The 25,593-nt window shown below is 65.6% G+C and carries 23 protein-coding genes and 1 tRNA gene; 12 read left to right on the forward strand and 12 right to left on the reverse strand.

What is annotated here, in order from left to right; translation table 11 throughout:
- Window positions 1–12 precede the first annotated feature (12 nt).
- Window positions 13–1,152, forward strand: a complete 1,140-nt coding sequence (gene zapE / locus ACPP3B_RS12965) for a cell division protein ZapE (protein ID WP_424859256.1) — start codon at window positions 13–15, stop codon at window positions 1,150–1,152.
- Window positions 1,153–1,163: 11 nt separating this feature from the next.
- Here zapE and ACPP3B_RS12970 read toward each other — a convergent pair.
- The 3 genes from ACPP3B_RS12970 to ACPP3B_RS12980 all read right to left on the reverse strand — a co-directional run bounded on the left by ACPP3B_RS12970 (window position 1,164) and on the right by ACPP3B_RS12980 (window position 2,657).
- A tRNA-Ser gene (locus tag ACPP3B_RS12970) sits at window positions 1,164–1,254 on the reverse strand.
- 28 nt (window positions 1,255–1,282) lie between these two features.
- Window positions 1,283–2,197, reverse strand: a complete 915-nt coding sequence (locus ACPP3B_RS12975; protein WP_299018385.1) for an SPFH domain-containing protein — start codon at window positions 2,195–2,197, stop codon at window positions 1,283–1,285.
- A gap of 34 nt (window positions 2,198–2,231) precedes the next feature.
- Window positions 2,232–2,657, reverse strand: a complete 426-nt coding sequence (locus ACPP3B_RS12980) for an NfeD family protein (RefSeq protein ID WP_299018387.1) — start codon at window positions 2,655–2,657, stop codon at window positions 2,232–2,234.
- 142 nt (window positions 2,658–2,799) lie between these two features.
- Here ACPP3B_RS12980 and ACPP3B_RS12985 point away from each other — a divergent pair, with 142 nt between their 5' ends.
- Window positions 2,800–5,097, forward strand: coding sequence for an Orn/Lys/Arg decarboxylase N-terminal domain-containing protein (locus ACPP3B_RS12985; protein ID WP_424859257.1), 2,298 nt, complete (start codon window positions 2,800–2,802; stop codon window positions 5,095–5,097).
- 144 nt (window positions 5,098–5,241) lie between these two features.
- Window positions 5,242–5,466, forward strand: coding sequence for a YdcH family protein (locus tag ACPP3B_RS12990; protein WP_299018391.1), 225 nt, complete (start codon window positions 5,242–5,244; stop codon window positions 5,464–5,466).
- A gap of 33 nt (window positions 5,467–5,499) precedes the next feature.
- On the opposite strand, the gene ACPP3B_RS12995 is transcribed toward ACPP3B_RS12990, so the two are convergent.
- Window positions 5,500–6,090 (reverse strand): C40 family peptidase, encoded by a 591-nt coding sequence (locus ACPP3B_RS12995; RefSeq protein WP_299018393.1) that lies wholly within the window; start codon window positions 6,088–6,090, stop codon window positions 5,500–5,502.
- Window positions 6,091–6,229: 139 nt separating this feature from the next.
- Between ACPP3B_RS12995 and ACPP3B_RS13000 the strand changes: the two genes are divergently transcribed.
- The 7 genes from ACPP3B_RS13000 (at window position 6,230) to purL (ending at window position 14,796) form a co-directional block, all read left to right on the forward strand.
- Window positions 6,230–6,823: an isochorismatase family protein gene (locus ACPP3B_RS13000; protein WP_299018395.1), complete on the forward strand. Its 594-nt coding sequence runs from the start codon at window positions 6,230–6,232 to the stop codon at window positions 6,821–6,823.
- 84 nt (window positions 6,824–6,907) lie between these two features.
- Window positions 6,908–8,079, forward strand: a protein-coding gene (locus tag ACPP3B_RS13005) for an IS3 family transposase (RefSeq protein ID WP_424859250.1) whose coding sequence is annotated in 2 segments (ribosomal slippage) — window positions 6,908–7,163 and window positions 7,163–8,079 — 1,173 coding nt in all. Because the reading frame shifts where the segments join, the coding sequence is not laid out codon by codon here.
- Between the two features lie 235 nt (window positions 8,080–8,314).
- A complete protein-coding gene (gene soxY, locus ACPP3B_RS13010) occupies window positions 8,315–8,767 on the forward strand; it encodes a thiosulfate oxidation carrier protein SoxY (RefSeq protein WP_424860197.1) in 453 nt (150 codons plus the stop codon).
- Window positions 8,768–8,803: 36 nt separating this feature from the next.
- Window positions 8,804–9,115 (forward strand): thiosulfate oxidation carrier complex protein SoxZ, encoded by a 312-nt coding sequence (gene soxZ / locus ACPP3B_RS13015; protein ID WP_424859258.1) that lies wholly within the window; start codon window positions 8,804–8,806, stop codon window positions 9,113–9,115.
- Window positions 9,116–9,188: 73 nt separating this feature from the next.
- Window positions 9,189–9,947 carry a sulfur oxidation c-type cytochrome SoxA gene (gene soxA / locus ACPP3B_RS13020; protein WP_424859259.1) on the forward strand — a complete coding sequence of 253 codons (759 nt, stop codon included), beginning with the start codon at window positions 9,189–9,191 and terminating at the stop codon, window positions 9,945–9,947.
- Window positions 9,948–9,962: 15 nt separating this feature from the next.
- Entirely contained in the window at window positions 9,963–10,610 is a 648-nt protein-coding gene (soxX, locus tag ACPP3B_RS13025) for a sulfur oxidation c-type cytochrome SoxX (protein WP_299018589.1), read from the forward strand.
- A 127-nt stretch (window positions 10,611–10,737) separates the two neighbouring features.
- A complete protein-coding gene (gene purL / locus ACPP3B_RS13030; RefSeq protein ID WP_424859260.1) occupies window positions 10,738–14,796 on the forward strand; it encodes a phosphoribosylformylglycinamidine synthase in 4,059 nt (1,352 codons plus the stop codon).
- On the opposite strand, the gene ACPP3B_RS13035 is transcribed toward purL, so the two are convergent.
- The gene (locus ACPP3B_RS13035) at window positions 14,793–16,805 is read right to left on the reverse strand and encodes a peptidase U32 family protein (protein WP_424859261.1); all 2,013 of its coding nucleotides are present in this window, start codon (window positions 16,803–16,805) and stop codon (window positions 14,793–14,795) included. The genes purL and ACPP3B_RS13035 overlap by 4 nt on opposite strands.
- 46 nt (window positions 16,806–16,851) lie before the next feature.
- Here ACPP3B_RS13035 and ACPP3B_RS13040 point away from each other — a divergent pair, with 46 nt between their 5' ends.
- Complete coding sequence (locus ACPP3B_RS13040) at window positions 16,852–17,709, forward strand: YbgC/FadM family acyl-CoA thioesterase (RefSeq protein WP_424859262.1); 858 nt, start codon at window positions 16,852–16,854, stop codon at window positions 17,707–17,709.
- 43 nt (window positions 17,710–17,752) lie between these two features.
- On the opposite strand, the gene ugpQ is transcribed toward ACPP3B_RS13040, so the two are convergent.
- The 5 genes from ugpQ to ugpB form a co-directional block, all read right to left on the reverse strand.
- Window positions 17,753–18,520, reverse strand: coding sequence for a glycerophosphodiester phosphodiesterase (gene ugpQ / locus ACPP3B_RS13045; protein WP_424859263.1), 768 nt, complete (start codon window positions 18,518–18,520; stop codon window positions 17,753–17,755).
- Window positions 18,521–18,538: 18 nt separating this feature from the next.
- Window positions 18,539–19,555: a sn-glycerol-3-phosphate ABC transporter ATP-binding protein UgpC gene (gene ugpC, locus ACPP3B_RS13050; protein WP_299018599.1), complete on the reverse strand. Its 1,017-nt coding sequence runs from the start codon at window positions 19,553–19,555 to the stop codon at window positions 18,539–18,541.
- 35 nt (window positions 19,556–19,590) lie between these two features.
- Complete coding sequence (gene ugpE / locus ACPP3B_RS13055; protein WP_299018601.1) at window positions 19,591–20,445, reverse strand: sn-glycerol-3-phosphate ABC transporter permease UgpE; 855 nt, start codon at window positions 20,443–20,445, stop codon at window positions 19,591–19,593.
- A 19-nt stretch (window positions 20,446–20,464) separates the two neighbouring features.
- A complete protein-coding gene (gene ugpA / locus ACPP3B_RS13060) occupies window positions 20,465–21,346 on the reverse strand; it encodes a sn-glycerol-3-phosphate ABC transporter permease UgpA (protein ID WP_299018603.1) in 882 nt (293 codons plus the stop codon).
- Window positions 21,347–21,459: 113 nt separating this feature from the next.
- Window positions 21,460–22,779 (reverse strand): sn-glycerol-3-phosphate ABC transporter substrate-binding protein UgpB, encoded by a 1,320-nt coding sequence (ugpB, locus tag ACPP3B_RS13065; protein WP_424859264.1) that lies wholly within the window; start codon window positions 22,777–22,779, stop codon window positions 21,460–21,462.
- 163 nt (window positions 22,780–22,942) lie between these two features.
- Between ugpB and ACPP3B_RS13070 the strand changes: the two genes are divergently transcribed.
- The gene (locus tag ACPP3B_RS13070; RefSeq protein WP_299018607.1) at window positions 22,943–23,746 is read left to right on the forward strand and encodes a DeoR/GlpR family DNA-binding transcription regulator; all 804 of its coding nucleotides are present in this window, start codon (window positions 22,943–22,945) and stop codon (window positions 23,744–23,746) included.
- Here the strand turns inward: ACPP3B_RS13070 and ACPP3B_RS13075 are convergent.
- Both ACPP3B_RS13075 and ACPP3B_RS13080 read right to left on the reverse strand, forming a co-directional pair.
- Complete coding sequence (locus tag ACPP3B_RS13075) at window positions 23,659–24,588, reverse strand: NRDE family protein (protein ID WP_424859265.1); 930 nt, start codon at window positions 24,586–24,588, stop codon at window positions 23,659–23,661. The two genes, ACPP3B_RS13070 and ACPP3B_RS13075, sit on opposite strands and share 88 nt — an antisense overlap.
- A gap of 4 nt (window positions 24,589–24,592) precedes the next feature.
- On the reverse strand, window positions 24,593–25,540 hold the full coding sequence (locus ACPP3B_RS13080) for a YgfZ/GcvT domain-containing protein (protein ID WP_424859266.1): 948 nt from the start codon (window positions 25,538–25,540) through the stop codon (window positions 24,593–24,595).
- Window positions 25,541–25,593: the final 53 nt, after the last annotated feature.

Below are 25,593 nucleotides of genomic sequence, written 5' to 3' on the forward strand. Positions count from 1 at the left end.
GCGGGTGGTTCGATGCAGGCACGTGCCGAAGCGCCGGCACCGGACCCCTCGTGGGGGCCGGTGCGGCGCGCCTACGAGGCGGAGCTGGCCGCACGCGGCTACCACAGTGACCCGGCGCAGCTGCGCGCGGTGCAGGCGCTGGAGCGTTGCGCCGCTGAGTGGGCGCACTTCAAGCAGCGGCGCTCGAATGCGCTCAAAAAGCTGATCAACCGCCTGCCGATCCCGCGCGGCGTGTACATGTACGGCGGGGTAGGGCGCGGCAAAAGCTTTTTGATGGACTGCTTCTACAACGCCGTGCCCCTGCGGCGCAAGACGCGGCTGCATTTTCACGAGTTCATGCGGGAGGTGCACCGCGAGCTCACGAATCTGCAGGGCACGGTCGACCCCCTCGACGCGCTGGCTCGGCAGATGTCGGTGCGCTACCGACTCATCTGCTTCGACGAATTTCACGTGGCCGACGTGACCGACGCCATGATCCTGCATCGGCTGCTGGAGGCGCTGCAGAAATACGGCATCGGGATGGTGACGACCAGCAACTTTCATCCGGATGGGTTGTACCCGGACGGCCTGCACCGCGATCGCATCCTGCCGGCCATCGAGCTGCTCAAGCGCACGATGGAGGTGGTCAACGTCGACCACGGCATCGACTATCGGCGCCGCACGCTGGAGCACGTGCGGCTGTACCTGACACCGTTGGGCGAGGCCACCGAGCGCGAAATGGAGGCGACCTTCGAGCAACTGGCCGAGGCGCACGACGAAGACCCCGTGCTGCGCATCGAGGGGCGTGAGATCCGCGCCATTCGCCGCGCGGGGGGCGTTGTGTGGTTCGACTTTCGCACCCTCTGTGGCGGCCCACGCTCACAAAACGATTATCTGGAACTGGCCACCCAGTTTCACACCGTGCTGTTGAGCAATGTGCCGCACATGCCGGTCAACATGGCGTCGGCAGCCCGGCGCTTCACTTGGTTGGTCGACGTGCTCTACGATCGCCGCGTCAAGCTGATCGTTTCGGCGGCCGTGCCGCCGGAGCAGCTCTACACCGAAGGGCCGCTGGCGCACGAGTTTCCGCGTACCGTTTCGCGACTGCACGAAATGCAGTCCCGCGAGTACCTGGCGCTGCAGCGGCGCGAGGTGGATACCCGGCTGACGTGATTTCGGATTCGTGGCGGAGAGAGGGGGATTCGAACCCCCGAGGGGCTGTTAACCCCTACACGCTTTCCAGGCGTGCGACTTAAACCACTCATCCATCTCTCCGTGGCAGCCGCGCATTGTACACCGCGGCTCAGTTGGTCTTGACCGTACCCACCATCTTCATGGCGGAGCCGATCAGGGCCGAGACTTCGGTCATGTTGCTGGGCACGATGAGCGTCGTGTCGGCATCGTGTGCGACGCGGGCGTAGGCCTCGACAGCCTTTTCGGCGACCTTCAGTTGCACCGCTTGCTCACCACCAGGTTGGCGGATGGCCGCCGCCACGCGCTCGATGGCCTGGGCGGTGGCCTCGGCCACCTCGCGGATGGCGGCAGCCTCGCCCTGCGCCTGGTTGATGGCGGCTTGCTTTTCGCCCTCGGACTTGGCGATGAACGCCGCACGTTCGCCCTCGGCCAGGTTGATCTGCTCTTGCCGCTTGCCCTCGGAGGCGGCGATCAGCGCCCTTTTCTCGCGCTCCGCGGTGATCTGCGCCTGCATGGCGCGCAAGATTTCGGCGGGGGGCGTCAGATCCTTGATCTCGTAGCGCAGCACCTTCACGCCCCAGTTCAGCGCGGCTTCGTCGATGGCGTTGACCACCTGGGCGTTGATCATCTCGCGCTCTTCGAAGGTTTTGTCCAGCTCCAGCCGGCCAATGACGCTGCGCAGGGTGGTTTGAGCCAGCTGCGTGATCGCCAGCACGTAGTTGGACGAGCCGTAGCTGGCACGCATGGGGTCGGTGACCTGGAAGTACAGGATGCCGTCTACCTTGAGCTGGGTGTTGTCCTTGGTAATACAGATCTGTTCGGGCACGTCCAGCGGGATTTCCTTGAGGCTGTGTTTGTAGGCGACCTTTTCGATGAACGGGATGACGAAGTTCAAGCCTGGCGCCAGCGTGCGGTCGTAGCGCCCGAGGCGCTCGACGACCCAGGCGGTTTGCTGTGGCACGACCTTGATGGCCTTGGCCACGAAGATCACGGCGATGACGAGTAGGAGGAAAGCGATTTCCATAAAGCCTCCGGTGTGAGAAAAAGTGCCGATGGGGTCAGGCAGGCTCGACGACCAGGCGATTGCCGATGACGGCGGTGATGCGCCAGGCGCCGGGTGATGGTGACGTTCCAGCAGCCGCTTGGGCCACCCAGTCCGCCCCGCGGTAGCGCACGTGGGCAGTGCCATCGGTATTCCAGGCGGGCACGTGGATGATCTGGCCGATGTCGAGCACCACGTTGGGGTCGGACTGTGGCGCGGGGCCCTTGGGGTGGCGGCGGCGCCAGCGCATCCATACTGCCACCGCGCCACCGCCGACGAGTGCCGCCGTCACGAGCTGCCCACTCAAGCCCAAACCGGCATGCGCGGCCAGTGCACCGGCGGCGGCCCCTAGGGCCAACATGAGCAAGAAGAATGTACCGCTGGTCAGCTCGGCCGCGACGGCCACGCCGGCCAGCAGCCACCATACCGTCGAATCTGCCATGATCAGGTCCTTCGCTGCCTCAGTGCGCGGTGAATGAACCCCGAGCGCGTGTTTGGGTTATACAACGCCTGCGTGACGCCGTTCATTATTTTCTCGTGTGGAGTCATCCGCCGCCCACCGGTTGTTCGTACACTTGCGCCCCATGAAATTCCGCTTTCCCATCGTCATCATCGACGAAGACTACCGTTCCGACAACACCTCGGGCTTGGGCATCCGGGCGCTGGCGCAGGCCATCGAGGCCGAGGGCTTCGACGTGGTGGGCGTCACCAGCTACGGCGACCTCAGCCAGTTCGCCCAGCAGCAAAGCCGCGCCAGCGCCTTCATTCTGTCGATCGACGACGAGGAAATCAGCGGCAACCCGGAAGACGACCCGGCGGTGCAGAACCTGCGCGCCTTCATCCAGGAGGTGCGACGCAAGAATGCCGAAGTGCCGATCTACGTGTACGGTGAGACGCGCACCAGCCGCCACTTGCCCAACGACATTTTGCGCGAGCTGCACGGCTTCATCCACATGTTCGAGGATACGCCGGAGTTCGTCGCGCGCCACATCATCCGCGAGGCCAAGGCGTACCTGGAGTACATCCAGCCGCCCTTTTTCAAGGCGTTGCTGGACTATGCCGAAGACGGCTCGTATTCGTGGCACTGTCCTGGGCATTCGGGTGGGGTGGCGTTTCTCAAGACACCCGTGGGTCAGATGTTTCACCAATTCTTTGGTGAAAACATGCTGCGCGCCGACGTCTGCAACGCGGTGGAGGAGCTGGGCCAGCTGCTGGACCACAACGGCGCCATTGGCGAGAGCGAGCGCAACGCCGCGCGTATCTTCAACGCCGACCACTGTTTCTTCGTCACCAACGGCACCAGCACCAGCAACAAGATGGTTTGGCACCACACGGTGGCGCCAGGCGATGTGGTGCTGGTGGACCGCAACTGCCACAAATCCATCCTGCACAGCATCATCATGACCGGGGCCATCCCCGTGTTCCTCAAGCCCACGCGAAATCACTACGGCATCATTGGCCCGATTCCGCGCAGCGAGTTCGAGCCCGACAGCATCCGCGCCAAGATTGCGGCGCACCCCTTGCTGCAAGGCGTGGATCCCGCCAGCGTGCGGCCCAAGATCCTTACGCTGACCCAATCCACCTACGACGGGGTGCTCTACAACACCGAGACCATCAAGCAGCTGCTCGACGGTTACGTGGACAACCTGCACTTCGATGAGGCGTGGCTGCCGCACGCGGCGTTTCACCCGTTTTATGGCACTTTCCACGCCATGGGGCGCAAGCGCGCACGGCCGCAACATTCGGTGGTGTACTCCACGCAGTCCATCCACAAGCTGCTGGCCGGCATCAGCCAGGCGTCACAAGTGTTGGTGCAGGACTCGCAAACGCAGCGCCTGGATCGCCACCTGTTCAACGAGGCGTATCTGATGCATACCTCGACCAGCCCGCAGTACAGCATCATTGCCAGCTGCGACGTGGCCGCCGCGATGATGGAGCCGCCGGGAGGCACGGCGCTGGTGGAGGAGAGCATCGCCGAGTCGCTCGACTTCCGGCGCGCCATGCGCAAGGTGGATGCCGAATTCGGACCTGACGAGTGGTGGTTCCAGGTTTGGGGGCCGGAGGAGCTGGCGGAAGAGGGCATTGGCCGTGCCGATGACTGGGTGCTCAAGCGCACCGATGCCGCCGGCGTGCAGACCGCCGACGGCGAAGATGCCTGGCATGGCTTCGGCGACATGGCGCCGGGCTTCAACATGCTCGACCCCATCAAGGCCACCATCATCACGCCGGGCCTCAACCTCAAGGGCGACTTCGCGCCCACGGGAATCCCGGCCAGCATCGTGACCAAGTTTTTGGCCGAGCACGGCGTGGTGGTGGAAAAGACAGGCCTGTACTCGTTTTTCATCATGTTCACCATCGGCATCACCAAGGGCCGCTGGAACACGCTGCTCACCGCCTTGCAGCAGTTCAAGGACGACTACGACCGCAACCAGCCCATGTGGCGCGTGATGCCGGAGTTCTGCCGCAAGCAGCCCCGCTACGAGCGCATGGGTCTGCGCGACCTGTGCCAGTTCGTGCACGAGATGTACGCCCGCTACGACGTGGCGCGGCTGACCACCGAGATCTACCTGAGCGATCTGACGCCGGCCATGAAGCCCAGTGACGCCTACGCGCAGATCGCGCGCCGCAACACCGAGCGCGTGCCGATCGACGAGCTGGAGGGGCGCATCACCACTGCCCTCATCACGCCGTATCCGCCTGGCATTCCGCTGCTCATCCCGGGTGAAGTGTTCAACCGCCGCATCGTGGACTACCTGAAGTTTTCGCGCGAGTTCAACGAACGCTGCCCGGGGTTCGAGACCGACATCCATGGGCTGGTCATCGAAGAGACGTTCGATGGTGGCAAGCGCTACTTCGCTGACTGTGTTCGGCGCGATGGATGAGGCTGTGGCGAGCGCTGTACCTGGGGCGGGGCGGTTTGCGTTGCGTCAAAAAGCGCGCCACTGCTGGCAGCCTTCGCCGGGAAGGTGCGCTGGGCTCGGTTACAGTTGATCCATCGATCGTTGACCACTGACACAGGAGAGATCATGTTCCCCGAGTACCGCGACCTGATCAGCAAACTCAAGCACCACAACCACCATTTCACGCGTCTGTTCGACAAGCACAACGAGCTGGACGAACGCATCCAGCGCATGGAGCAGGGCATCGAGCCTGCGACGCACGAGCAGATCGAAACGTTGAAGAAAGAGAAGCTGCGCCTCAAGGACGAGCTGTACGACATTTTGCGCAAGGCCGCTGCCGCTGCGGCATGACTGACCGGGGCCGGGTGTGGCCAGCGGTCGCCGTCAGCCGCTGGCCGCGCCACCAATGACCCGCCGCGCCCCGTCGAAACGGGAGCGCCAGTAGCGGTCGTCGAGCCGTTCCAGCCGCACCTGCGCCCCCGTACGTGGGGAATGGATGAAGCGCCCTTGGCCCACGTAGATCCCGACGTGGCTGAACGACTGCCCTTGGGTGTTGAAAAACACCAGGTCGCCGGGTTCCAGCGCGTCGGGCTCGATCGCTTGCGTGGCCTGGGCTTGTTCGACCGAGCGCCGTGGCAGGCGGATGCCCGCGCTCTCCCAAAACGTCACCTGCACGAAGCCGCTGCAGTCCACGCCCTGTTCGAACCCGGTGCCACCCCGCTGGTAGGGGACACCGACATACGCCATCGCATAGACCAGTGCGGCAGAGCGACGGCCCGGCTCGTCATCTCGGCGGAAAACACCCGGGGTCGAGGCATTGGGCGTGCCGCCCTCGGAATCACCGATGGGCTCGCCCACGACCGACGCGGCTGCGGCGGCAGACGGCACCACCCCCCGCGCCGCCAGCAGCTCCATGATAGGATCGCGGGCCTCGGCGACGGGCAGCCAGCCACTGGCCGCGATCAACGCGAGCACGGCCGCCCAGCGCCTGCTGCGTGCCGACGATCGCATACACGGTGCCGAATAACCGCTCGTTCTGGTCATGGCGGTGACATTACGGCCAGATGGTGCGGCTCGTCAATGGCCGCCCACGCATCAGCGAGGAAAACCCCCCATGTTGTTGGATCTACGCGACTGCCAGCTCGTCCTGGTGGACTACCAGCCCCGTTTGATGGCCGCGATCGCCCACGGCGATGACGTGCTGCAGCGGGCTACCGTGCTGGCCCAGCTGGCCCAGTTGCTGGATGTGCCGGTGTGGGGCACAGAGCAGGCCCCCGAGCGCCTGGGGGCGTTGCCCGCCGAGCTGCGCAGCCGCTGCCGGCAGGTGTTTGCCAAAACCGCGTTCGATGCCTGTGACAGCGGCCTGTTGGCGGCGCTGCAGGCGCCCGTGCGCCCCACGGGCAACGCACGCAGCCTGCCCAAACACCTGCAAAAGCCCGCAGTCCCCGCGCGCCAGACGGTCGTGCTGGCCGGTTGTGAGGCGCACGTGTGCTTGCTGCAAACAGCGCTCGGTCTGCTCGAGCACGAGCTGGACGTGTGGGTCGTGACCGATGCCTGTGGGTCGCGTCGGGAGCGGGACCGAGACGCCGCGTTCGACCGGTTGGCCAGCAGTGGGGTGGAGTTGGTGACCGTCGAGATGGTGGGGTTCGAGTGGCTGCGCGACGCGCGCCATTCTCGCTTTCGGGACGTGCTGGCGTTGCTCAAATAAAAATTGCTAATCATGTAACCTTGACCTTGCCCCTGGAAACCGGATCCCTTGCTGAGTGGTTGAATACAGGCAAGGAGAACGGAAGTGACGAAGGCAACGAGAGCGCGCTACACGCTGGAGTTCAAGCTGGAAGCGGTCAGGCTGGTCAAGGCTGGCCAGAGCATGGCGGCGACGGCGAAGATCCTGGGCATTGCGCAACAGACGCTGCACAACTGGATCCGTGCGGACCGAGACGGTCGTCTGGCGGGGGCTGGAAGCAAGCCGGTGAGCCCAGAGCAGATGGAGATCGCCAGGCTGCGCGCGGAGCTGGCGCGGGTCAAGATGGAGCGCGACATCCTGGGAAAAGCGACGGCGTACTTCGCGAAGGAGCGGGGGTGAAGTACGCCTGGATCGAGCGTAACCGCAAGCGCTGGCCCGTGTCGGTGGCGTGCGCAGTTCTGGGGGTGAGCCCCAGTGGGTACCACGACCACCGTGTGCGCCAGGCACGACCACGACGTGGGATCAGCAACGATGCTCTGCTGGTTCATATCCGAGCGATCCATGCCGAAACGCGTGGCGAGTACGGCTGGCCGCGGATCTGGAAGGAACTGCTGGCACGCGGCATTCGGGTGGGTAAGGAGCGCGTTCGCAAGCTCATGAGCCTGCACGGCATCCGCGCCCGAGGCAAGCGCAAGTTCAAGGCTACGACCGACAGCAACCACAAGCTGCCGGTGGCGCCGAACCTTGTGGATCGGCAGTTCAAGCCGGCCACGCCGAACGCCGTGTGGACGAGCGACATCACGTATGTGGCCACCGACGAGGGCTGGCTGTACCTGGCGGTGATCATCGACCTGTTCAGCCGCCAGGTCGTGGGCTGGTCGATGCAGCCGCACATGCGGCGCGAGCTGGTGATTGACGCGTTGCACATGGCCTGGTTCCGCCGCCATCCGCCGCCGGGACTGATATGCCACAGCGATCGCGGCAGCCAATACTGCAGTGCCGACTTCCAGAAGGCGCTGACCGGCTACGGCATGCGCAGCTCGATGAGTCGCAAGGGGAACTGCTGGGACAATGCGCCCACGGAAAGCCTGTGGGGCTCGCTCAAGGTGGGCAGGCTGCACGGCAAACGCTTCAAGACCCGGCGCGACGCCATGGACGAGATCGTCGACTGGCTGACGTTCTACAACCACCGGCGGCTTCATTCGTCGTTGGGCTATGTCAGTCCGATGCAATTCGAACGGGCTTGGCTTGCCGCCCAGAAAAGGCAGGCTGCGTAACGGTCTCAGCTATGGGATCCGGAACTCGCGGGCAAGGTCACCTGGACACCCCGCGCGTGGCGGGCGTCCATTCATTGATGGTGACTATCGTTGGTCATCAATATTTTTATATTTAGGGTTTTCGCGGATGGTCGCCGGGTTTGACATGGATCAAACTATGTCGCGTCGGGTGCGTGTGCGTTGACAGGCTCGCGTTCGAATCGAAGTCGTTCTGTCAGGAGTAATGAAAATGGGTATGCCAACCAACCGACGTGCCGTGCTCAAGACCGGCACAGCGCTGGCGACGCTGGTGTCGCTGGGGATCGTGACGGCCGAGCAGGCGCTGGCGGCCAACCGCGACGCGTTTGCGGCCAAGAGCCTGGCCGATGCGCTCAAGGCCGTGGGTGGGCAGCCGGCCACGAGCGACCAGGTGCAAATCATTTCGCCCGACATCGCCGAAAACGGTGCCGTGGTGCCGGTGGGGGCGGTCAGCAAGATCCCCAACACGAGCGAGATCTACCTGCTGGTGGAGAAGAACCCGACGCCGCTGGCGGCGGCGTTCATGATTCCGGCGGGCACGGAAGCCGACGTGCAGACCCGTCTGAAGATGGGGCAAAGCACCAACGTGCTGGCGGTGGTCAAGGCCGACGGCAAGCTGTACTCGGCGGTCAAGGAAACCAAGGTGACGCTCGGCGGCTGCGGCGGCTGATCGGACACCACGCAAGGACAGACAAGGAGAGCAGACATGGCAGATCCGATGCGCATCCGGGCCAACGAGGCCGGTGGGGTGACGACGGTGCGGGTGCTCATGAGCCACCCGATGGAGCCTGGCACGCGCAAAGACGCGTCGGGCAACTTGGTGCCGGCGCACTACATCACGGACGTGGTGGCCACGCACAACGGCAAAGAAGTGCTCAAGGCGATGTGGAGCGGGGCGGTGTCGCAAAACCCGTTTCTGAGCTTCAAGTTCAAGGGTGGGGCCAAGGGCGACAAGGTCGTCGTCAAGTGGACCGACAACAAGGGCGAGTCGCGCACCGACGAGGCGACCATCGCCTGAACCGGTTTTATCTCCCCAGGAGTTCATGATGAGAAAACGTTATTGGTTGCTCGCGGTTTTGTCATCGCTAGGCATGAGCGCTGGTGCCCAAGGAGTCGATGCTTCCAAGGGCATCGAGGAATACCGCGCCATGCTGCAAGATGGCAACCCCGCCGAGCTGTTCGAGGTCAAGGGCGAGCAACTGTGGAAGCAAAAGCGCGGGCCAAAGAACGCGTCGCTGGAGCAGTGTGATCTGGGCAAAGGCCCCGGGGTCGTCAAGGGTGCCTTCGTCGAGCTGCCACGCTACTTCAAGGATACCGGGCGCGTGCAGGACCTGGAGAGCCGCCTGCTGACCTGCATGGAGACGCTGCAGGGCATCGACGTCAAGAAAGAGGTTTCGCAGCGCAGTTTCGGCAAGGGGGAGACGGCCAACGTCGTGGCGCTGGCCACGTGGATCGCGTCCGAGTCGCGTGACATGCGGTTCAACCTGCCGTTCAACACGCAGGCCGAGCGTGACATGTACGAGATCGGCAAGCGGCTGTTCTTCATGCGCGGTGGGCCGCACGATTTTTCGTGCGCCAGCTGCCACAGCGAAGACGGCAAGCGCATCCGCCTGCAGGAGCTGCCCAACCTGACCAAAAACCCCGGCGACGGCGTCGGTTTTGCCGCATGGCCCGCTTACCGCGTCTCCAACGGTCAGATGTGGAGCATGCAGCACCGCCTGAACGACTGCTACCGGCAGCAGCGTTTCCCCGAGCCCTTGTTTGCCAGCGACGTGACCATCGCGTTGGGGGTGTACATGGGCGTCAACGCGAAGGGCGCCAAGTCGATCGCGCCCGCCATTAAGCGCTGAATCGGAGACCTCGACATGAAATTCCATTGGTTGACCTGGGTGGCCCTCGCCGCTGTTGCTCTGGCTGGATGCGGCGCATCGCCGACAGCCGCCGACTATGACCGCATGACGATGGAGGTCGTCAAAAAATCCTTCGTCGAGCGCGGTATCGCCAAGCTCGATCGGCTCGAGCAAGATGAGGCACGGCTGGTGTGCTGGAAGGCCGAGGTCTCGGGCAAGGACCTCGACGAGAAAACCGCCAAAGCCATCGAGGAAGCGGCTCTGAAGTCCGTCATGTGGCCCAGCGATGGCAAGTTTCTGGGTGACTGGAAAGAGGGTGAGAAAATCGCGCAAAGCGGCCGCGGCTTGACGTGGTCCGACGATGAGAAAACGGTCAACGGGGGCAATTGCTACAACTGCCACCAGATCACGAAAGAAGAAATTTCGTACGGCACGTTGGGCCCCAGCTTGTACCAATACGGCAAGCTGCGCGGGGTGACCAACCCGAACGACCCGGCCGCCAAGCCGATCATCGAGTACACCTGGGCCAAGATCTGGAACTCGCGCGCGTTCAACGCCTGCACCAAGATGCCCAGCGCTGGCCACAGGGGCATCCTGAACGAGCAGCAAATCAAGCACGTGATGGCGTTGCTGCTGGATCCGCAGTCGCCCGTCAACAAGTGATTCCGGTTCGCGGCACCCGCCGCGACGGGTCTTGGGGGGAGGCCACTGGCCTCCTTTTTTTATCCCTGTGCCGCCGCTCGCGCCCGCTAAAATCGCCAGCATTCCCACTGCTGAGCACCACACCGCCGTGAATGCCCCCGTTTCTGCCTTGCACTTGTCGACATTCACCGGGGGGGACGCCCTTGGCCACTTTCGAGCGGGACAGTTGCTGGCGCGACTGCAGGGGGTGGACGAGCGCATCGTGGGCATCGCGGCGCGCTTCGTACACCTGGTGGCGACCGACGCCCCGCTGGACGACGCCAGCCGCCAGCGGTGGGCGGCGCTGCTGACGTATGGCGAGCCCTACCGCGGCCCCACGGAGGGTGTGCGCATCGTCGTCACGCCGCGCTTGGGCACGGTCTCGCCCTGGGCGTCCAAGGCCACGGACATCGCGCGCAACTGCGGCCTGAGCGCGCGGCGCGTCGAGCGTGTCGTCGAATATTGGCTCACCCTGCAAGCGCCCGGCTTGGGGGCCTTTCGCAAACGGCCTGCGGCGCTGGATGACGCCCAGTGGCACGCCTGCGCCGCGTTGCTGCACGACCGTATGACGGAGAGCGTGCTGCGCGACCTGGAGCAAGCCCGGGCCCTGTTCGTGCCGTTGGCCCCGCAGCCCTTGCAACGCGTCGATGTGCTCGGCCGCGGACGGGTGGCGCTGCAGGAGGCCAATGTCGCCTGGGGGTTGGCGCTGGCGGACGATGAGATCGATTACCTCGTCGACGCGTTCACACGTCTGGAGCGCAATCCCAGCGATGTGGAACTCATGATGTTCGCGCAGGCCAACAGCGAGCACTGCCGGCACAAGATTTTCAATGCCCAGTTCGTCATCGACGGGGTGGAGCAGCCGCACACGCTGTTTGGCATGATCCGCCACACGCACCAGACGGCGCCGCAGCACACCGTCGTGGCCTATGCGGACAACGCCGCGGTGATGGAAGGGCACACGCTCGAGCGCTTCGTGGCCGTGCCCGATGGCCAGGGCAGTCCTACCTATCGCCGCCGCCAGGCGCAGCACCATATCCTGATGAAGGTGGAGACGCACAACCACCCGACGGCCATTTCGCCGTTTCCAGGTGCAGCCACGGGCGCGGGTGGCGAGATCCGCGACGAGGGGGCCACGGGTCGTGGCGCGCGACCCAAGGCGGGGCTCACGGGGTTTTCGGTGTCGCGCCTGTGGGGTGGCTGGGCCGACGAGCCCGACGGCAAGCCCGCGCACATCGCCAGTCCGTTGCAAATCATGATCGAGGGCCCGCTGGGCGGTGCGGCGTTCAACAACGAGTTCGGTCGCCCCAACCTGCTGGGGTATTTCCGTGCGTACGAGCAGCGTGTCGCGTCAGACGTGGACGTGGTCAATCGCGGCTACCACAAGCCGATCATGATCGCGGGTGGCCTGGGTCAGATCGACGCCGCCCAGACGCACAAGGTGACGTTCCCGGCCGGTACGTTGCTGGTGCAGCTGGGCGGCCCGGGCATGCGTATCGGCATGGGGGGCGGTGCGGCCAGCTCGATGGCCAGCGGCGCCAATGCCGCGGAGCTGGACTTCGATTCGGTGCAGCGCGGCAATCCCGAGATCCAGCGCCGCGCGCAGGAGGTGATCAACCACTGCTGGGCGCTGGGCGCGGACAACCCGATTCTGGCCATCCATGACGTGGGCGCCGGGGGGCTGTCCAACGCGTTCCCGGAGCTGGTCAACGACGCCGGGCGCGGCGCGCGTTTCGACCTGCGCGCGATTCCGCTGGAGGAGTCGGGCCTGGCACCGAAGGAAATCTGGTGCAACGAGAGCCAGGAACGCTACGTGCTGGCCATTGCCCCCGACGCGCTGCCGCGCCTGGCCCAGTTGTGCGAGCGCGAGCGCTGTCCGTACGCCGTGGTCGGCGTCTCTACCGAGGAGCGGCAGCTCGTCGTCGAGGACGGGCAAGCTGCCGATGCACAAGCAGCCCGCCCGGTCGATATGCCGATGGACGTGCTGTTGGGCAAGCCACCGCGCATGCGGCGCGAGGTCACGCGCATCGCGCGCCGTTTCGCCGACTTCGACGGCACAGGGGTGGATCTACAGCAAGCGATCATTGGCGTGCTGGCGCACCCGACGGTGGCGAGCAAGCGGTTTTTGATCACGATCGGGGACCGCACGGTGGGCGGCCTGACGCACCGCGACCAGATGGTGGGGCCGTGGCAAGTGCCAGTGGCGGACTGTGCGGTCACGCTGGCGGACTTCTCGAGCCTGGCTGGCGAAGCGATGGCCATGGGTGAGCGCACGCCGATCGCGGCGCTCGACGCCCCCGCAGCGGGCCGCATGGCCGTGGCGGAGGCGATCACCAACTTGCTGGCCGCACCGATCGAGCTGTCGCGTGTCAAGCTCTCGGCCAACTGGATGGCCGCCTGCGGCGAGCCCGGTGAGGACGCGGCGCTGTACGACACGGTCAAGGCGGTGGGGCTGGAGCTGTGCCCGCAGCTGGGCATCGGTATTCCCGTGGGCAAGGACAGCCTGTCGATGCGCACGCAGTGGCGCGGCACGGACGGGCAGACGCACAAGGTGGTGGCGCCAGTCAGTTTGATCGTCAGCGCGTTTGCCACGCTGCCCGACGTGCGCGGCACGCTCACCCCGCAGCTCGACGCGCAAGAAGACACGACGCTGATTTTGATCGACCTCGGCCGAGGTCGCCATCGCATGGGCGGCTCGATCCTGGCGCAGGTGCTGGAGCAACCGGGCGGTGCGGCGCCCGATCTCGATGACCCGCAGGATCTGGTGCGGCTGGTGGCGGCGGTCAACGCCCTGCGCGCCGAAGGCCGCCTGCTGGCTTACCACGACCGCAGCGACGGCGGCTTGCTGGCCTGCGTGGCCGAAATGGCGTTTGCCGGCCACGTGGGCGTGACGCTCAACGTCGATTTGTTGGTCACCGAGGGCGACGGCATTCACGACAGCCGAGCCGACGTGGGCGATGCCAAAAACTGGGCCGCGCAGGTGAGCGCCCGCCGCGACGAACTCACGCTCAAAGGACTGTTCAGCGAGGAGCTGGGCGTGGTGCTGCAGGTGCGCAGCACCGAGCGCGACGCCGTGCTGCAAACCCTGCGCGCGCACGGGCTGTCCGCGTGCAGCCACGTGGTGGGCAAGACCCGTCCCGCCAGCAGCCCCATCGACGCGGGCAAGGGCGAGCTGCAGATCTGGCGCGACGCCCAGTGCATCTTCAGCGCCAAACTGCAAGACCTGCACCAGGTGTGGGACAGCGTGAGCTGGAAGATCTGCCAGTTGCGCGACAACCCGGCCTGCGCCGATGCGGAACACGCCGCCGCTGGGCAGTGCGACGACCCCGGCCTGCACGTGGCGTTGACCTTCGACCCCGCGCAGGACATCGCCGCCCCCTACGTGAACCGGCAGCGTCCGCGCGTGGCCATTTTGCGCGAGCAGGGCGTCAACTCCCACGTCGAGATGGCGTACGCGTTCGACAGCGCCGGCTTCGAGGCGGTGGACGTGCACATGACGGATCTGCTCACCGGCCGCACGCGCCTGAGCGATTTTCAGGGACTGGTCGCCTGTGGTGGATTCAGCTACGGCGACACGCTGGGTGCAGGCATCGGCTGGGCGCGCTCGATCACGTTCCACCCCAGCCTCGCCGAGCAGTTTCAAGCGTTCTTCCAGCGCGGCGACACCTTTGGTCTGGGCGTGTGCAACGGCTGCCAAATGTTTGCCGAGTTGGCCGCCATCATCCCTGGTGCCGAACATTGGCCGCGTTTTACCACCAACGTCAGCGAGCGCTTCGAGGCGCGCCTGTCGCTGGTGGAAATCACCGACTCCCCCAGCCTGTTCTTCCAAGGCATGGCTGGCAGCCGCCTGCCGATTGCCGTGGCGCATGGCGAAGGCTATGCCAACTTCGGCCAGCGGGGCAATATCGACGCGGTGGCGGTGGCCATGCGCTACGTGGACCACCACGGCCAGCCGACCGAGGCCTACCCGTTCAACCCCAACGGCAGTCCGCGCGGCATCACCGCCGTCACTACGCCCGACGGGCGCTTCACCGCCATGATGCCGCACCCGGAGCGGGTGTTTCGCAATGCGCAAATGAGCTGGACCGACCTGGCCGCCACTGGTGGCATCGCGGCCTTCAGCCCCTGGATGCGCATGTTTCGCAACGCGCGCCGCTGGGTTGGCTAGGTGCGCTCGGTACGCTCATGGGGCCGCGTGCGGTAAAACTGCAGCGGCGCTTCGCTCGCCTGGCGCTCGGCCGCGCGCACGACGTGGCGTTTGATGCGTCCGACGACGTGCATCTCGCACGGTTTGCAGTCGAAGCGCAGCGTGAGCCGCTCGTCGCCATGCACCAGCACCAGCGGCTCGGCGCGGATCGTGCCCTGCACGCCCGTCACCCCCTTGGCTTGCTTGGGGCACAGGCTCAGGCTGTAGCGCACACAGTGCTTGGTGATCATGAGGCTGGCCTCGCCCAGCGTTTCGTGGCTCTCGTAGGCGGCTTCGATCACGCGCACCCCATGGCGGGCGTAGAAATCGCGCGCCTTGTGGTTGTAGACGTTGGCCAGGTAGGTCAGCACGTCTTCGGGGTAGGGCACGGGCGGCTCCACGGCGGGCGCACGCATGGGCCGCGGGCGGGCGGCTTCGCGCCCCGTCATCAGCGCCGCGACGGCCTCGCGCCGCAGGGCGTTGACGCGTGAGGCGGGCAGGAACCAGGGCTGTGGCAGCGCCACGTCCACCGAAACGGGTTCGAACACCGTGTCGCCCAGGCGGCTGAGCCCCTCGACCAGCTTGGCCTCGTTGGCGCGCGCGTCACGCGCAACCTCGAACGGGCCCGCCACGGTGGCGGTGCCGGTGCAGCCGTCGGCGTCGGTCAGGGTCAGCTGCAGGGCGTCGCCCTGCGCGCGCAACTGCACCCACAGCGGGATGCGCCGCTGCGCCGAGGGGCGTTCCAGCAGCCGCACCCAGGCCATGCTGCGGTTGCGGTTGACCGTCGTGCCGGGCCGCAAATCCTTGAGCGTGGCCATCGGGTCTTTGGGGAAGACGCGCCAGCGCACACCGCCGTCCGTGCCCGGCCCCAGTCGCTCGACACGGTTGGTTTGCAGGCCAACCAGGTTGTTCTGCAGGTCTAGGTAGCACAGGCCATCGCCATTGGCCAGCTCGGTGCTGGGATCGTGGGTTTCCAGCTCGAGGTGGTCGGCCGCGGTGCGCACCACCCAGCCGATCGGGCGACCGGGATTTTTGGGGCTGTCGAAGGCGCCGATGTCGATCTGGCGTCCGTTGACGAAGTAATCGGTGAAGTCGCGGTTGAAGTTCTGCTCGGGGTCGGGGGTGAAGGTGTAGGTGCAACGGCCGCTGGAGGAGGGCGCCAGATCTGGGCGCTCATCCAGGATGGCATCGAGCAGACGGCGGTAGTGGGCGGTGATGTTTTTCACATAGCCCATGTCCTTGTAGCGGCCTTCGATCTTGAAGCTGCGCACGCCCGCGTCGATGAGCGCGCGCAGGTTCGCGCTTTGGTTGTTGTCCTTCATGGACAGCACGTGCTTGTCGTGCGCAAGGATGCGGCCTTGCGCGTCGAGCACCTGATAAGGCAGGCGACACGCCTGCGAGCAGTCACCCCGGTTGGCGCTGCGGCCGGTGTGGGCGTGGCTGATGTAGCACTGGCCGCTGTAGGCCACGCACAGCGCGCCGTGAACGAAGAACTCCAGCACCGCTCGCCCCGGCGCGTCGCGCGGGCCCAGCGCGGCGTCCACCGCCGCGATTTGTTCCAGCGTCAGCTCGCGCGCCAGCACCACCTGCGAAAAACCCACGTCCTGCAAAAAACGCGCCTTTTCGGGGGTGCGGATGTCGCATTGCGTGCTGGCGTGCAGCTGGATCGGCGGCAAATCCAGCTCGAGCAGGCCCATGTCTTGCACGATGAGCGCGTCCACGCCAATGTCATAGAGCTGGTGCACGAGCCGACGCGCCGGCTCGAGCTCGTCGTCCCGCAAGATGGTGTTGAGCGTGACGAAGACGCGCGCGTGGTAGCGGTGCGCGTGGCGCACCAGGCGCTCGATGGCGCTGACCGGATTGGCGGCGTGGGCGCGCGCCCCGAAGCCAGGCCCGCCGATGTAGACCGCATCCGCCCCGTGGTTGACGGCCTCGATGCCGATGTCGGCATCGCGCGCGGGTGACAGGAGTTCGAGCTGGTGGGGCCGCATAATCGATTGATTTCGTCCAAAACGCTCGATTGTCCCAAATCCCGCCATGAAACGCCATGAATTCCGCTGCTTGCACCGCCTGCGCGTGCGCTGGGCCGAGGTGGACATGCAAGGCATCGTGTTCAATGCCCACTACCTGATGTACTTCGACGTCGGCATGACCGAATATTGGCGGGCGCTGGCCTTGCCCTATGCGGAGGCGATGCAGGCGCTGGGTGGTGAGCTTTATGTCCGCAAAGCGACGCTGGAGTTTGTGGCCAGCGCGCGCATGGATGACGAGGTAGACGTGGCACTGCGCTGCGAGCGCATCGGCCACACGTCGATGACCATGACCGGCGCCATTTTTCGGGGAGAGCGGGCGCTGGTGGGGGCCGAGATCGTCTATGTTTTCGCCGATCCGGCCACGCAGACCGCGCGCCCGGTACCCGCTGCGTTGCGTGAGTTGATCCAACGCTACGAGGCGGGGCAGGAGGTGCTGCGCGTGGTCACTGGCCGGTGGAGCGCGCTGGAGCGTGATGCGGCACCGCTGCGGCGGGCGGTGTTCGTGGGTGAGCAGGGCATCCCGGAGTCCGAGGAGTGGGATGCGGCCGACGCGACGGCGCTGCATGCGGTGGCGATCAATGCCCTGGGGCAGGCCGTGGGCACGGGTCGGCTTCTGGCGGCGGAACCCGGCGTGGGCAAAATCGGCCGCATGGCGGTACACCGCGCGCTGCGCGGCACGGGCGTCGGTGCGCGCGTGTTGGCGGCGTTGATCGAGGCGGCGCGCACGCGCGGCGACCACACCCTGCGCTTGAGCGCGCAGCGCACGGCGATGGGCTTCTATCAGCGGCAGGGCTGGCAGTGCGTGGGCGAGCCGTACGACGAGGTCGGGATCCCGCACCAGACGATGGAGCGGCGTTTGTGAGCGCCCGCGGCCGCGGTCCGAGTCGCGGCACGATCGGCCAGCGTTAGGCGGCAGGCCCCAGCGTATCGATGCGGTCGGTGATGATGCCGTCCAGCCCCCAGTCCAGCAGAGTGGCGGCGCGCGCGGCGTCGTTGACGGTGTAGGTGAGCAAGCGCCAACCCTCGCTGCGGCAGTACGCGATCAGGGCTTCGTCCCACAACGTGTGGTTGAGCACCACCGCGCTGCAGCCCAGTTGGTGTGCCACGGTCCAGCAGTCCGGCCACAATGTATCGAGCAGCAGGCCCCGGGGCAGGTGCGGGCATGTCTGTTGGGCGGCTTGGAGCGCGACCGGTTGAAACGAGGTCAGCAGCGGCCAGGCGGGCCCCTGCGGCTGACCGGCGCCGTAGGTGCGCCAGAGATTGTCCACTGCCTCGGCCACCGAGCGCCCGGTCTCTGGCTCGGTGCCTGGCGTGGGTTTGATCTCCAGGTTGAGCCATGCGCCGCGCGGCAGCGCCCAATGCGCGAGCGTGTCCAGGCGCAGCAACCGCTCACCCGCGTAGGCTGGGCTGTGCCAGCTACCTGCATCCAGCGCCGCCAGTGTCGACCAAGGCAGATCGCCGGCGCGTCCGCGCCCGTTCGTCGTGCGCTCCAGCGTCGCATCGTGCAGCAAAAAGGGCACCCCATCGGCGGAGAGCTTGACGTCGCACTCGAACGCGCGCCAACCGTGCTGCCAGCCCAGCTCGAAGGCTGCCAGCGTATTTTCCGGCGCGAGCTTGCCCGCACCGCGGTGCGCGATCCAGCGCGGAATGGGGGTGGAGGGCACATCGGTCATGGGGAGCCTCCGCAGGATTCAGCCGATGCGCTGGCCGCTGTCCGGGTCGAAGGCGTGCAGCCGATCGTCCATGGGACGCACGTGCACGGTGTCGCCCACCCCGGGGTGGCAAGGGTCGGACTCGGCGATGCGCACCGTGATGGGCTGGCCGTGGGTTTGCCCGTGGATCAGGCGCTCGGCGCCCAGCAGCTCGACTGCCTCCACCTGCACCGCCCAGCCCTGGCCCGACTCGACCACCCGCAGGTGTTCGGGCCGAATGCCGAGTAGGGTGCCGGGGCGCGCCCCGGGCACGTCGCGCAACAGGTTCATCGACGGCGAGCCGATGAAGGTGGCCACGAACGTGGTGGCCGGCCGGTGATAGACCTCCTCCGGTGTGCCGAATTGCTCCATGCGCCCGGCATTCATCACCATCACGCGCTGGGCGAGCGTCATGGCCTCGACTTGGTCGTGGGTCACGAACAGGCTGGTGATGCCCAGGTCCCGGTGCAGCTTTTGAATTTCCAGCCGGGTTTGCACGCGCAGCTTGGCGTCGAGGTTGGACAGCGGCTCGTCGAACAGAAACACTTGCGGCTGGCGCACGATGGCGCGCCCCATGGCGACGCGCTGGCGCTGCCCGCCCGAGAGCTGGCGCGGCTTGCGCTGCAGCAGGTGGCCTAACTCCAGAATGCTGGCGGCCTGTTCCACGCGGCGGCGAATTTCCTCCTTGGGCACGCCGTGCAGCTTGAGCCCATACGCCATGTTGTCGAACACCGTCATGTGGGGGTACAGCGCGTAGTTCTGAAACACCATGGCGATGTCGCGGCGCGCGGGCTCCAGGTGGTTGACGACGCGCTCGCCGATGCGGATGGTGCCATCGCTGATCGTCTCCAGCCCCGCCACCATACGCAACAGGGTGGACTTGCCACAGCCCGACGGGCCGACGATGACCACGAACTCGCCGTCGCCGACGTCGGCGCTCAAGCCATGAATGGCAGTGACGGGCTCGCGCGCCCCCTCGTAGCGCTTGACGACACGTTCGAAATGCAAAGAAGCCATGCAGAGATATCCTTCGAAGACTCAACCAAAGGGATTTATTTCTCGGTATCGACCAGTCCCTTGACGAACCATTTTTGCATCGCCAGAACCACCACGGCGGGTGGTAGCATCGCCAGCATGGCTGTCGCCATCACCACGTTCCATTCGGTATAGGCTTCGCCTGCGATCAAACGCTTGATGCCCAGCACGATGGGATACATCGATTCGTCGGTCGTGACCAGCAACGGCCAAAGATACTGGTTCCAGCCGTAGATGAACTGGATCACGAATAGCGCGGCGATGCTGGTGCGCGACATCGGCAGCAGCACGTCCCAGAAAAAGCGCATCGGCCCGGCGCCGTCCACCCGGGCGGCTTCTACCAATTCGTCCGGTACGGTCAGAAAAAACTGCCGAAACAAGAACGTGGCGGTGGCCGAGGCGATCAGTGGCACGGTCAGCCCTGCATAGGTGTTGAGCATGCCCAGGTTGGCAATGACTTCGTAGGTGGGGCCGATACGCACCTCCACCGGCAGCATCAGCGTCACGAAGATCATCCAAAACACCAGATTACGCAGCGGAAAGCGGAAATACACGATGGCAAAAGCCGACAAGAGCGAAATGATGATCTTGCCGATCGCAATCGTCAGCGCCATGACCAGGCTGACCCACAACATCGGCAGGCCTGGTGCGAAGCGGCTGCCGGCACTGGTTTCGCCACCGAATAGGGCCAAGCGATAGTTTTCCCAGCCATGCGAGCCGGGTATCAGGGACAGGGGGGCGCTGCTCGCGATATCCTGCGCGCTTTGGGTAGAGGCCACCAGCGTCAGGTAGACGGGAAAGGCGACGATGGCAACGCCCACGATCAAAATGAGGTGGGACAGCGCATCCAGCCAAGGGCGACGTTCGACCATGGTATGAGGGGCCTCCGGTTCAGTATTGCACTTTGCGCTCGATGTAGCGGAATTGCACCACGGTCAGCGCGATCACGATGGCCATGAGAATGACCGACTGCGCCGCCGAGCCGCCCATGTCCAACGCCTTGAACCCGTCGTAGTACACCTTATAGACCAAGATGGCCGTGTCTTTGCCCGGACCGCCCTGGGTGGTGGCGTCGATGATGGCAAAGGTATCGAAGAAGGCGTACACCACGTTGATCACGAGCAAAAAAAACGTGGTGGGCGACAGCAGGGGAAATACGATGGTCCAGAAACGCCGCCAGGGTGTGGCGCCATCGATCGTGGCGGCCTCGATCAGCGAGCGGGGGATCGATTGCAGCCCGGCGAGGAAAAACAAAAAGTTGTATGAAATCTGCTTCCACACCGCAGCCAGCACGACCAGCGTCAGCGCATGTTGGCTATTGAGGCGGTGGTTCCAGTCCACGCCCACGTGCTGCAACGCCCAGGCCACCACACCCATGGGCGAGGCGAACATGAACATCCACAGCACTCCAGCCACCGCCGGGGCCACGGCGTAGGGCCAAATGAGCAGCGTTTTGTACCAGCGCGCACCACGCACCACGCGGTCGGCCATCACGGCCAGCAACAGCGATACCGCCAGCCCGATGACGGCCACCAGCAGTGAAAATACCGCCGTCACACGAAACGACTGCAGGTAGGTGGCGTCGTTGAACAGACGCTCGAAATTGGCCCAGCCGACGAATTCGACGTGGCCGCCGAAGGCGTCTTGCTCCATGACGCTTTGCACGAGCGCCTGACCCGCTGGCCAGAAAAAGAAAACCGTCACGATGGCCAGCTGTGGGGCGACCAACAGCCAGGGTAGCCAAGCGGATGCAAAACGGACACGTTTTTCCATGACGTCAGATCGGTCGAAAAAGACAAGCCGCCCACAGCCGTGCGGCCGGGCGGCGTCGCCTGGAGCGCCGCTACCGATTGGGGAAGCGGCGTCAGGCACGGGGAGTCACCGCGTCACAGACGCCCCTGATTGGCGCGCTGGAAGCGCTCGAGCTGCTCGTTGCCGCGGCGCACCGCGTCGTCGAGGCCCTGCTTGGCGGTCTTCTTGCCAGCCCAGACTTGCTCCATTTCCTCGTCGATGATGGTGCGAATTTGGACGAAGTTGCCCAAACGGATGCCGCGCGATTTGTCGGTGGTCTTGCGGATCATTTGTTCGACCGAGACATCGGTACCAGGATTTTGCTTGTAGAAACCCGACTTCTCGGTCAATTCGTAGGCGGCCTTGGTCACGGGCAAGTAACCGGTGCGCTGATGGCTCTTGGCCGCCACGTCGGGTTTGGACAGATGGGCAAAGAACTGCGCCACACCTTTGTATTCGTTGTCTTTCTTGCCGGCCATCACCCACAGGCTGGCACCGCCGATAATGGTATTTTGCGGCGCACCAGGTACATCGGGGTAGTAGGGCAGGGTGGAGATGCCGAAGTCGAACTTGGCGTTGCGCTTGACGTTGCCGTACAGAGCCGAGCTGCCGGTCATCATCGCGCACTCACCCGAGACGTAGGTGGCATCCGCCGCGTTGCCGCGACCTTTGTAGACGAATAGGCCTTGCTGGGCCATGTTGGCCAGGTTTTCAATGTGGCGCACGTGCAGTGGCGAGTTGAACGCCAAACGCGCGTCCAGGCCCCCAAAGCCGTTGTTTTTGGTGGCGAACTCGACATTGTGCCAGGCCGAGAAGCTCTCGAGCTGCGTCCAGCTCTGCCAGCTGGTGGTGAAGGGGCACTTGTGACCAGACGCCTTGAGCTTGGCCGCCGCCAGCGCTACCTCGGGCCAGCTTTTGGGCGGCTTGTTGGGATCGAGCCCGGCGGCCTTGAAGGCATCTTTGTTGTAGTGCAGCACCGTGGTGGAGCTGTTGAACGGGAAGCTCAGCATCTGACCATTGGGCGCGGTGTAGTAGCCTTTGACCGCGTCCACGTAGGCATTGGGGTCGAACGTCACGCCTGCCTTTTTCATGACCTCGGCGACGGGCACGATGGCGTTGCGGCTGGCCATCATCGTGGCGGTACCGACCTCGAACACTTGCAGGATGTGGGGAGCGTTGCCGGCGCGGAAAGCGGCAATCGCAGCCGTCATCGACTCGTCATAGCTGCCCTTGAACACGGGCACGACCTTGTAGTCCTTTTGGCTGGCGTTGAACTCGTTGGCCAGGTCGTTGACCCACTCGCCCAACGCGCCACCCATGGAGTGCCACCAGACGATTTCGGTCTGGGCGTGGGCGCTGGCCACGCCGGCAGCCAAGACGGTGGCAGCGAACAGGTGCTTGAGGGGTTTGCTCATCGTGACTCCTTGGGGTCGGGGTTGTTGCGAAAACAGACGAAAGCGCCCGATAGTTTCCGAATGCAATGTGAAAGTTTAGTGACAAAATGCCCCGATGGGCGAACACCTAGGGTTTGCCCGCGTGCGCGGGTGTCGCGCTGGCGTCGTGCGGCACAATTGCCGCATGAACGAATCCACGCCCACGCGTCGGCGCCGCGCCCTCAACCCCCGCCAGAGCGATCTGCTGGCCGCCGTGCGGCAGGCGGGCACGCTGCGCATCGAGGATCTGGCGCAGCGCTTTGGCGTCACGCTGCAAACCGTGCGGCGCGACGTGCGGCAACTGGAGCAGATGGGATTGCTGGCGCGCTACCACGGGGGCGTGCGGACCCCCGTGTCTACCGTCGAAAACCTGGCCTACACGCAGCGTCAGACGCTCAATGCGCAGGCCAAGGCCGCCATCGCGCAGGCCGTGGCGCGCGACGTGCCGGCGGGCTGCTCGCTCATCCTCAACATCGGCACCACCACCGAGGCGGTGGCGCGCGCGCTGCTGCAACATCGGGGCTTGCGCGTCATCACCAACAACCTCAACGTGGCGGCCATCCTGTCGGACAACCCGGACTGCGAGGTCATCATCACCGGAGGGGTGGTGCGCCCGCGCGACCGCGGCATCGTCGGCGAGGCGTCGCTGGATTTTCTGCGCCAGTTCCGGGTCGACATCGCGCTCATCGGTATCTCGGGCATCGAGACCGACGGCACGCTGCGCGACTACGACGTGCGCGAGGTGCGCGCCGCGCGCACCATCATCGAGCACGCCCGCCAGGTGTGGTTGTGTGCCGATGCCAGTAAGTTTGGCCGCCCGGCAATGGTGGAAGTCGGGCACATCGCCGAGCTCACCCGCGTCTACACCGACCGCGCGCCGCCTGCGCCGTTCGATGCGATGCTGCGCGATGCCGACGTCGCCTGCGTGGTGGCCAACCCGGCGGGTTGATCGTTGACGCATGGCTGCCCACCCCAGTTGGGCAGCCGTCCCCAACGGGGTGTCGCAGCGGTGGCGGCTGTCGGCCCCTGCTGCGGCGCATAGATCCATTCGCCGACGTGCAGGCTGCCGTCGGCCGACCAGCGTGCGATCAGGCTGCTGCGGGTACCATAGCGGCGCTGGGCCAGATAGACGTAGGGGCTGGACTCGAGGTGCGCCCGCTCGTCGTCATGGGGCACGTGGCGTTGCAGCGCTTGCAACAGCCGATCGGTCGCCGAATCCGCGTCGGGTGCAGCCAGCGCCTGGGTCAGGGCATCGCGCAGCGCCACCACTTTGGGCCAGGGGGTGTCCAGCGCGGCGTTGGACAGTCCGTAGACGCCCGGGGGCAGCTCGCCGCCCCACCAGCCCCCGACGCGTACCACGGGCATGGTGGCCGCCCGGTGGGGGGTGGGGTCGCGGTTGGTCAACCAGGCCCAGCAGCCGCGGCGCACGTCGCCCAGCACCAGGTTGCAGCCGTTGTAGTCGTGCGCCGCGTGGTGGCGGGCCATCTCCTGCCACGTCGTGGGCGCCTGGCGGAGCAGCCAGCGCGTGACGAGCTCGCCACGGCTGCGCGCGGCCGCCGCCTCCGGTGGCCAGGCGCGCACATTGGTCAGCATAGCCACGCGCCCTTGTTCGCCGAAGGCCAACCACGAGCCCCCGGCCAGCCCATCGCGGCCACCCAGGATCGTGGTGCCGTCCGACGAGTGCCAGACATCCAACGCCAGCGTGGGGCGATCCCACTGTTCGTCGCGGTTGGCGGCCACCCACAGGGGGTGTTCGGTCGATTGACCGATGGCCCAGGCCATCAGGCACATGGCGTCAGATGTCCTGCCGCAGCTCGTAGGGCAGGGGACGCAGATGCAAGGCTGGCCCGTCCATTGACCCGGCTCGCAATGGCTGCCCATCGACTGCAGAGGTTTGCAGTGCCACGATGGCGTCCCAGCCTGCCTGCGGGTTGGGCGCAGCCTGGGCGATCACGCCCACTGGCTGTTCGGGATCGGACGGGTGAAACACCTCTTGTCCTGCGGCCAATGGGCCGTCGGCATGGGCCAAGTGGCCGCGGCGCTTGAGCGTGCCGCGAAACTGGCTGCGCGCGACCACCTCCTGCCCGGGGTAGCAGCCCTTCTTGAAGTTGACGCCCCCGACCGATTCGTAATTGAGCATTTGCGGCACAAAAGCTTCGGCCACGGCGTCGCTCACCTGCGCGACGCCGCTCATGACGTCGAGCCACCGCCAATGTTCCTGGGGCAGGGTGTCGCCGGCGGGGGCGGGCGCACCGGCCGGCTGAATCAGCAGGGCCCGCTCCACGCCGGCTCCGGGCGGCAGACGCACCCAGGCGCGGTCCGCATCGCGCCAAAGTCGCCACCACTCGGTGCTCAGGGTGCCAGGCACCGACGGTCCCGCGACCCCCCAGATGTCCCACTGGTCGGATGCGTCGGCCAGCCGCACCTTGGCGCGCAGCACGAACATCGACAAGCGCTTGAGCATGGGCGCGATGCGCTCGCGCAGCGTGCACACCAGCACGCCACCCTCGGCGCGCAGCGCCAAGCCAGTCATCAACATGCGCCCCTTGGGGTTGCAATAGGCGGCCAGCCGCGCCTCATCGTCGCGCAAGCTCAAGACATCTTGCGTCAGTTGCCCGTGCAGGAAGGCAGCGGCGTCGTCCCCCGTGGCCCACAGCACGCCCCAGTCGTGCAGGCGCGTGCAACCCACCACGACGGGGGTGGGCAGAGCATGGTCGGCAGTGGTGTCTGATGCAGGTGTCATGGCTGTGACGGCTATCATGTCGGCCTCTATTGTCTGTCAGGCGGAGGAGACAA

The organism is Tepidimonas sp. HKU77, assembly GCF_049728535.1.
GTDB lineage: Bacteria > Pseudomonadota > Gammaproteobacteria > Burkholderiales > Burkholderiaceae_C > Tepidimonas.

What these genes read in the sequence shown, in the direction of transcription:
- ACPP3B_RS13035 (WP_424859261.1), bottom strand. Translation starts at nt 16,805, where the DNA reads ATGCGGCCCCACCAGCTCGAACTCCTGTCACCCGCGCGCGATGCCGAC.
- ugpA (WP_299018603.1), bottom strand. Translation starts at nt 21,346, where the DNA reads ATGGAAAAACGTGTCCGTTTTGCATCCGCTTGGCTACCCTGGCTGTTG.
- ugpC (WP_299018599.1), bottom strand. Translation starts at nt 19,555, where the DNA reads ATGGCTTCTTTGCATTTCGAACGTGTCGTCAAGCGCTACGAGGGGGCG.
- zapE (WP_424859256.1), top strand. Translation starts at nt 13, where the DNA reads ATGCAGGCACGTGCCGAAGCGCCGGCACCGGACCCCTCGTGGGGGCCG.
- ACPP3B_RS12990 (WP_299018391.1), top strand. Translation starts at nt 5,242, where the DNA reads ATGTTCCCCGAGTACCGCGACCTGATCAGCAAACTCAAGCACCACAAC.
- ugpQ (WP_424859263.1), bottom strand. Translation starts at nt 18,520, where the DNA reads ATGACCGATGTGCCCTCCACCCCCATTCCGCGCTGGATCGCGCACCGC.
- ACPP3B_RS12980 (WP_299018387.1), bottom strand. Translation starts at nt 2,657, where the DNA reads ATGGCAGATTCGACGGTATGGTGGCTGCTGGCCGGCGTGGCCGTCGCG.
- ACPP3B_RS13040 (WP_424859262.1), top strand. Translation starts at nt 16,852, where the DNA reads ATGAAACGCCATGAATTCCGCTGCTTGCACCGCCTGCGCGTGCGCTGG.
- ugpB (WP_424859264.1), bottom strand. Translation starts at nt 22,779, where the DNA reads ATGAGCAAACCCCTCAAGCACCTGTTCGCTGCCACCGTCTTGGCTGCC.
- ACPP3B_RS12975 (WP_299018385.1), bottom strand. Translation starts at nt 2,197, where the DNA reads ATGGAAATCGCTTTCCTCCTACTCGTCATCGCCGTGATCTTCGTGGCC.
- soxX (WP_299018589.1), top strand. Translation starts at nt 9,963, where the DNA reads ATGAAATTCCATTGGTTGACCTGGGTGGCCCTCGCCGCTGTTGCTCTG.
- soxY (WP_424860197.1), top strand. Translation starts at nt 8,315, where the DNA reads ATGCCAACCAACCGACGTGCCGTGCTCAAGACCGGCACAGCGCTGGCG.
- ACPP3B_RS12985 (WP_424859257.1), top strand. Translation starts at nt 2,800, where the DNA reads ATGAAATTCCGCTTTCCCATCGTCATCATCGACGAAGACTACCGTTCC.
- ACPP3B_RS13080 (WP_424859266.1), bottom strand. Translation starts at nt 25,540, where the DNA reads ATGACACCTGCATCAGACACCACTGCCGACCATGCTCTGCCCACCCCC.
- ACPP3B_RS13000 (WP_299018395.1), top strand. Translation starts at nt 6,230, where the DNA reads ATGTTGTTGGATCTACGCGACTGCCAGCTCGTCCTGGTGGACTACCAG.
- soxA (WP_424859259.1), top strand. Translation starts at nt 9,189, where the DNA reads ATGAGCGCTGGTGCCCAAGGAGTCGATGCTTCCAAGGGCATCGAGGAA.
- soxZ (WP_424859258.1), top strand. Translation starts at nt 8,804, where the DNA reads ATGGCAGATCCGATGCGCATCCGGGCCAACGAGGCCGGTGGGGTGACG.
- ACPP3B_RS13070 (WP_299018607.1), top strand. Translation starts at nt 22,943, where the DNA reads ATGAACGAATCCACGCCCACGCGTCGGCGCCGCGCCCTCAACCCCCGC.
- ugpE (WP_299018601.1), bottom strand. Translation starts at nt 20,445, where the DNA reads ATGGTCGAACGTCGCCCTTGGCTGGATGCGCTGTCCCACCTCATTTTG.
- ACPP3B_RS13075 (WP_424859265.1), bottom strand. Translation starts at nt 24,588, where the DNA reads ATGTGCCTGATGGCCTGGGCCATCGGTCAATCGACCGAACACCCCCTG.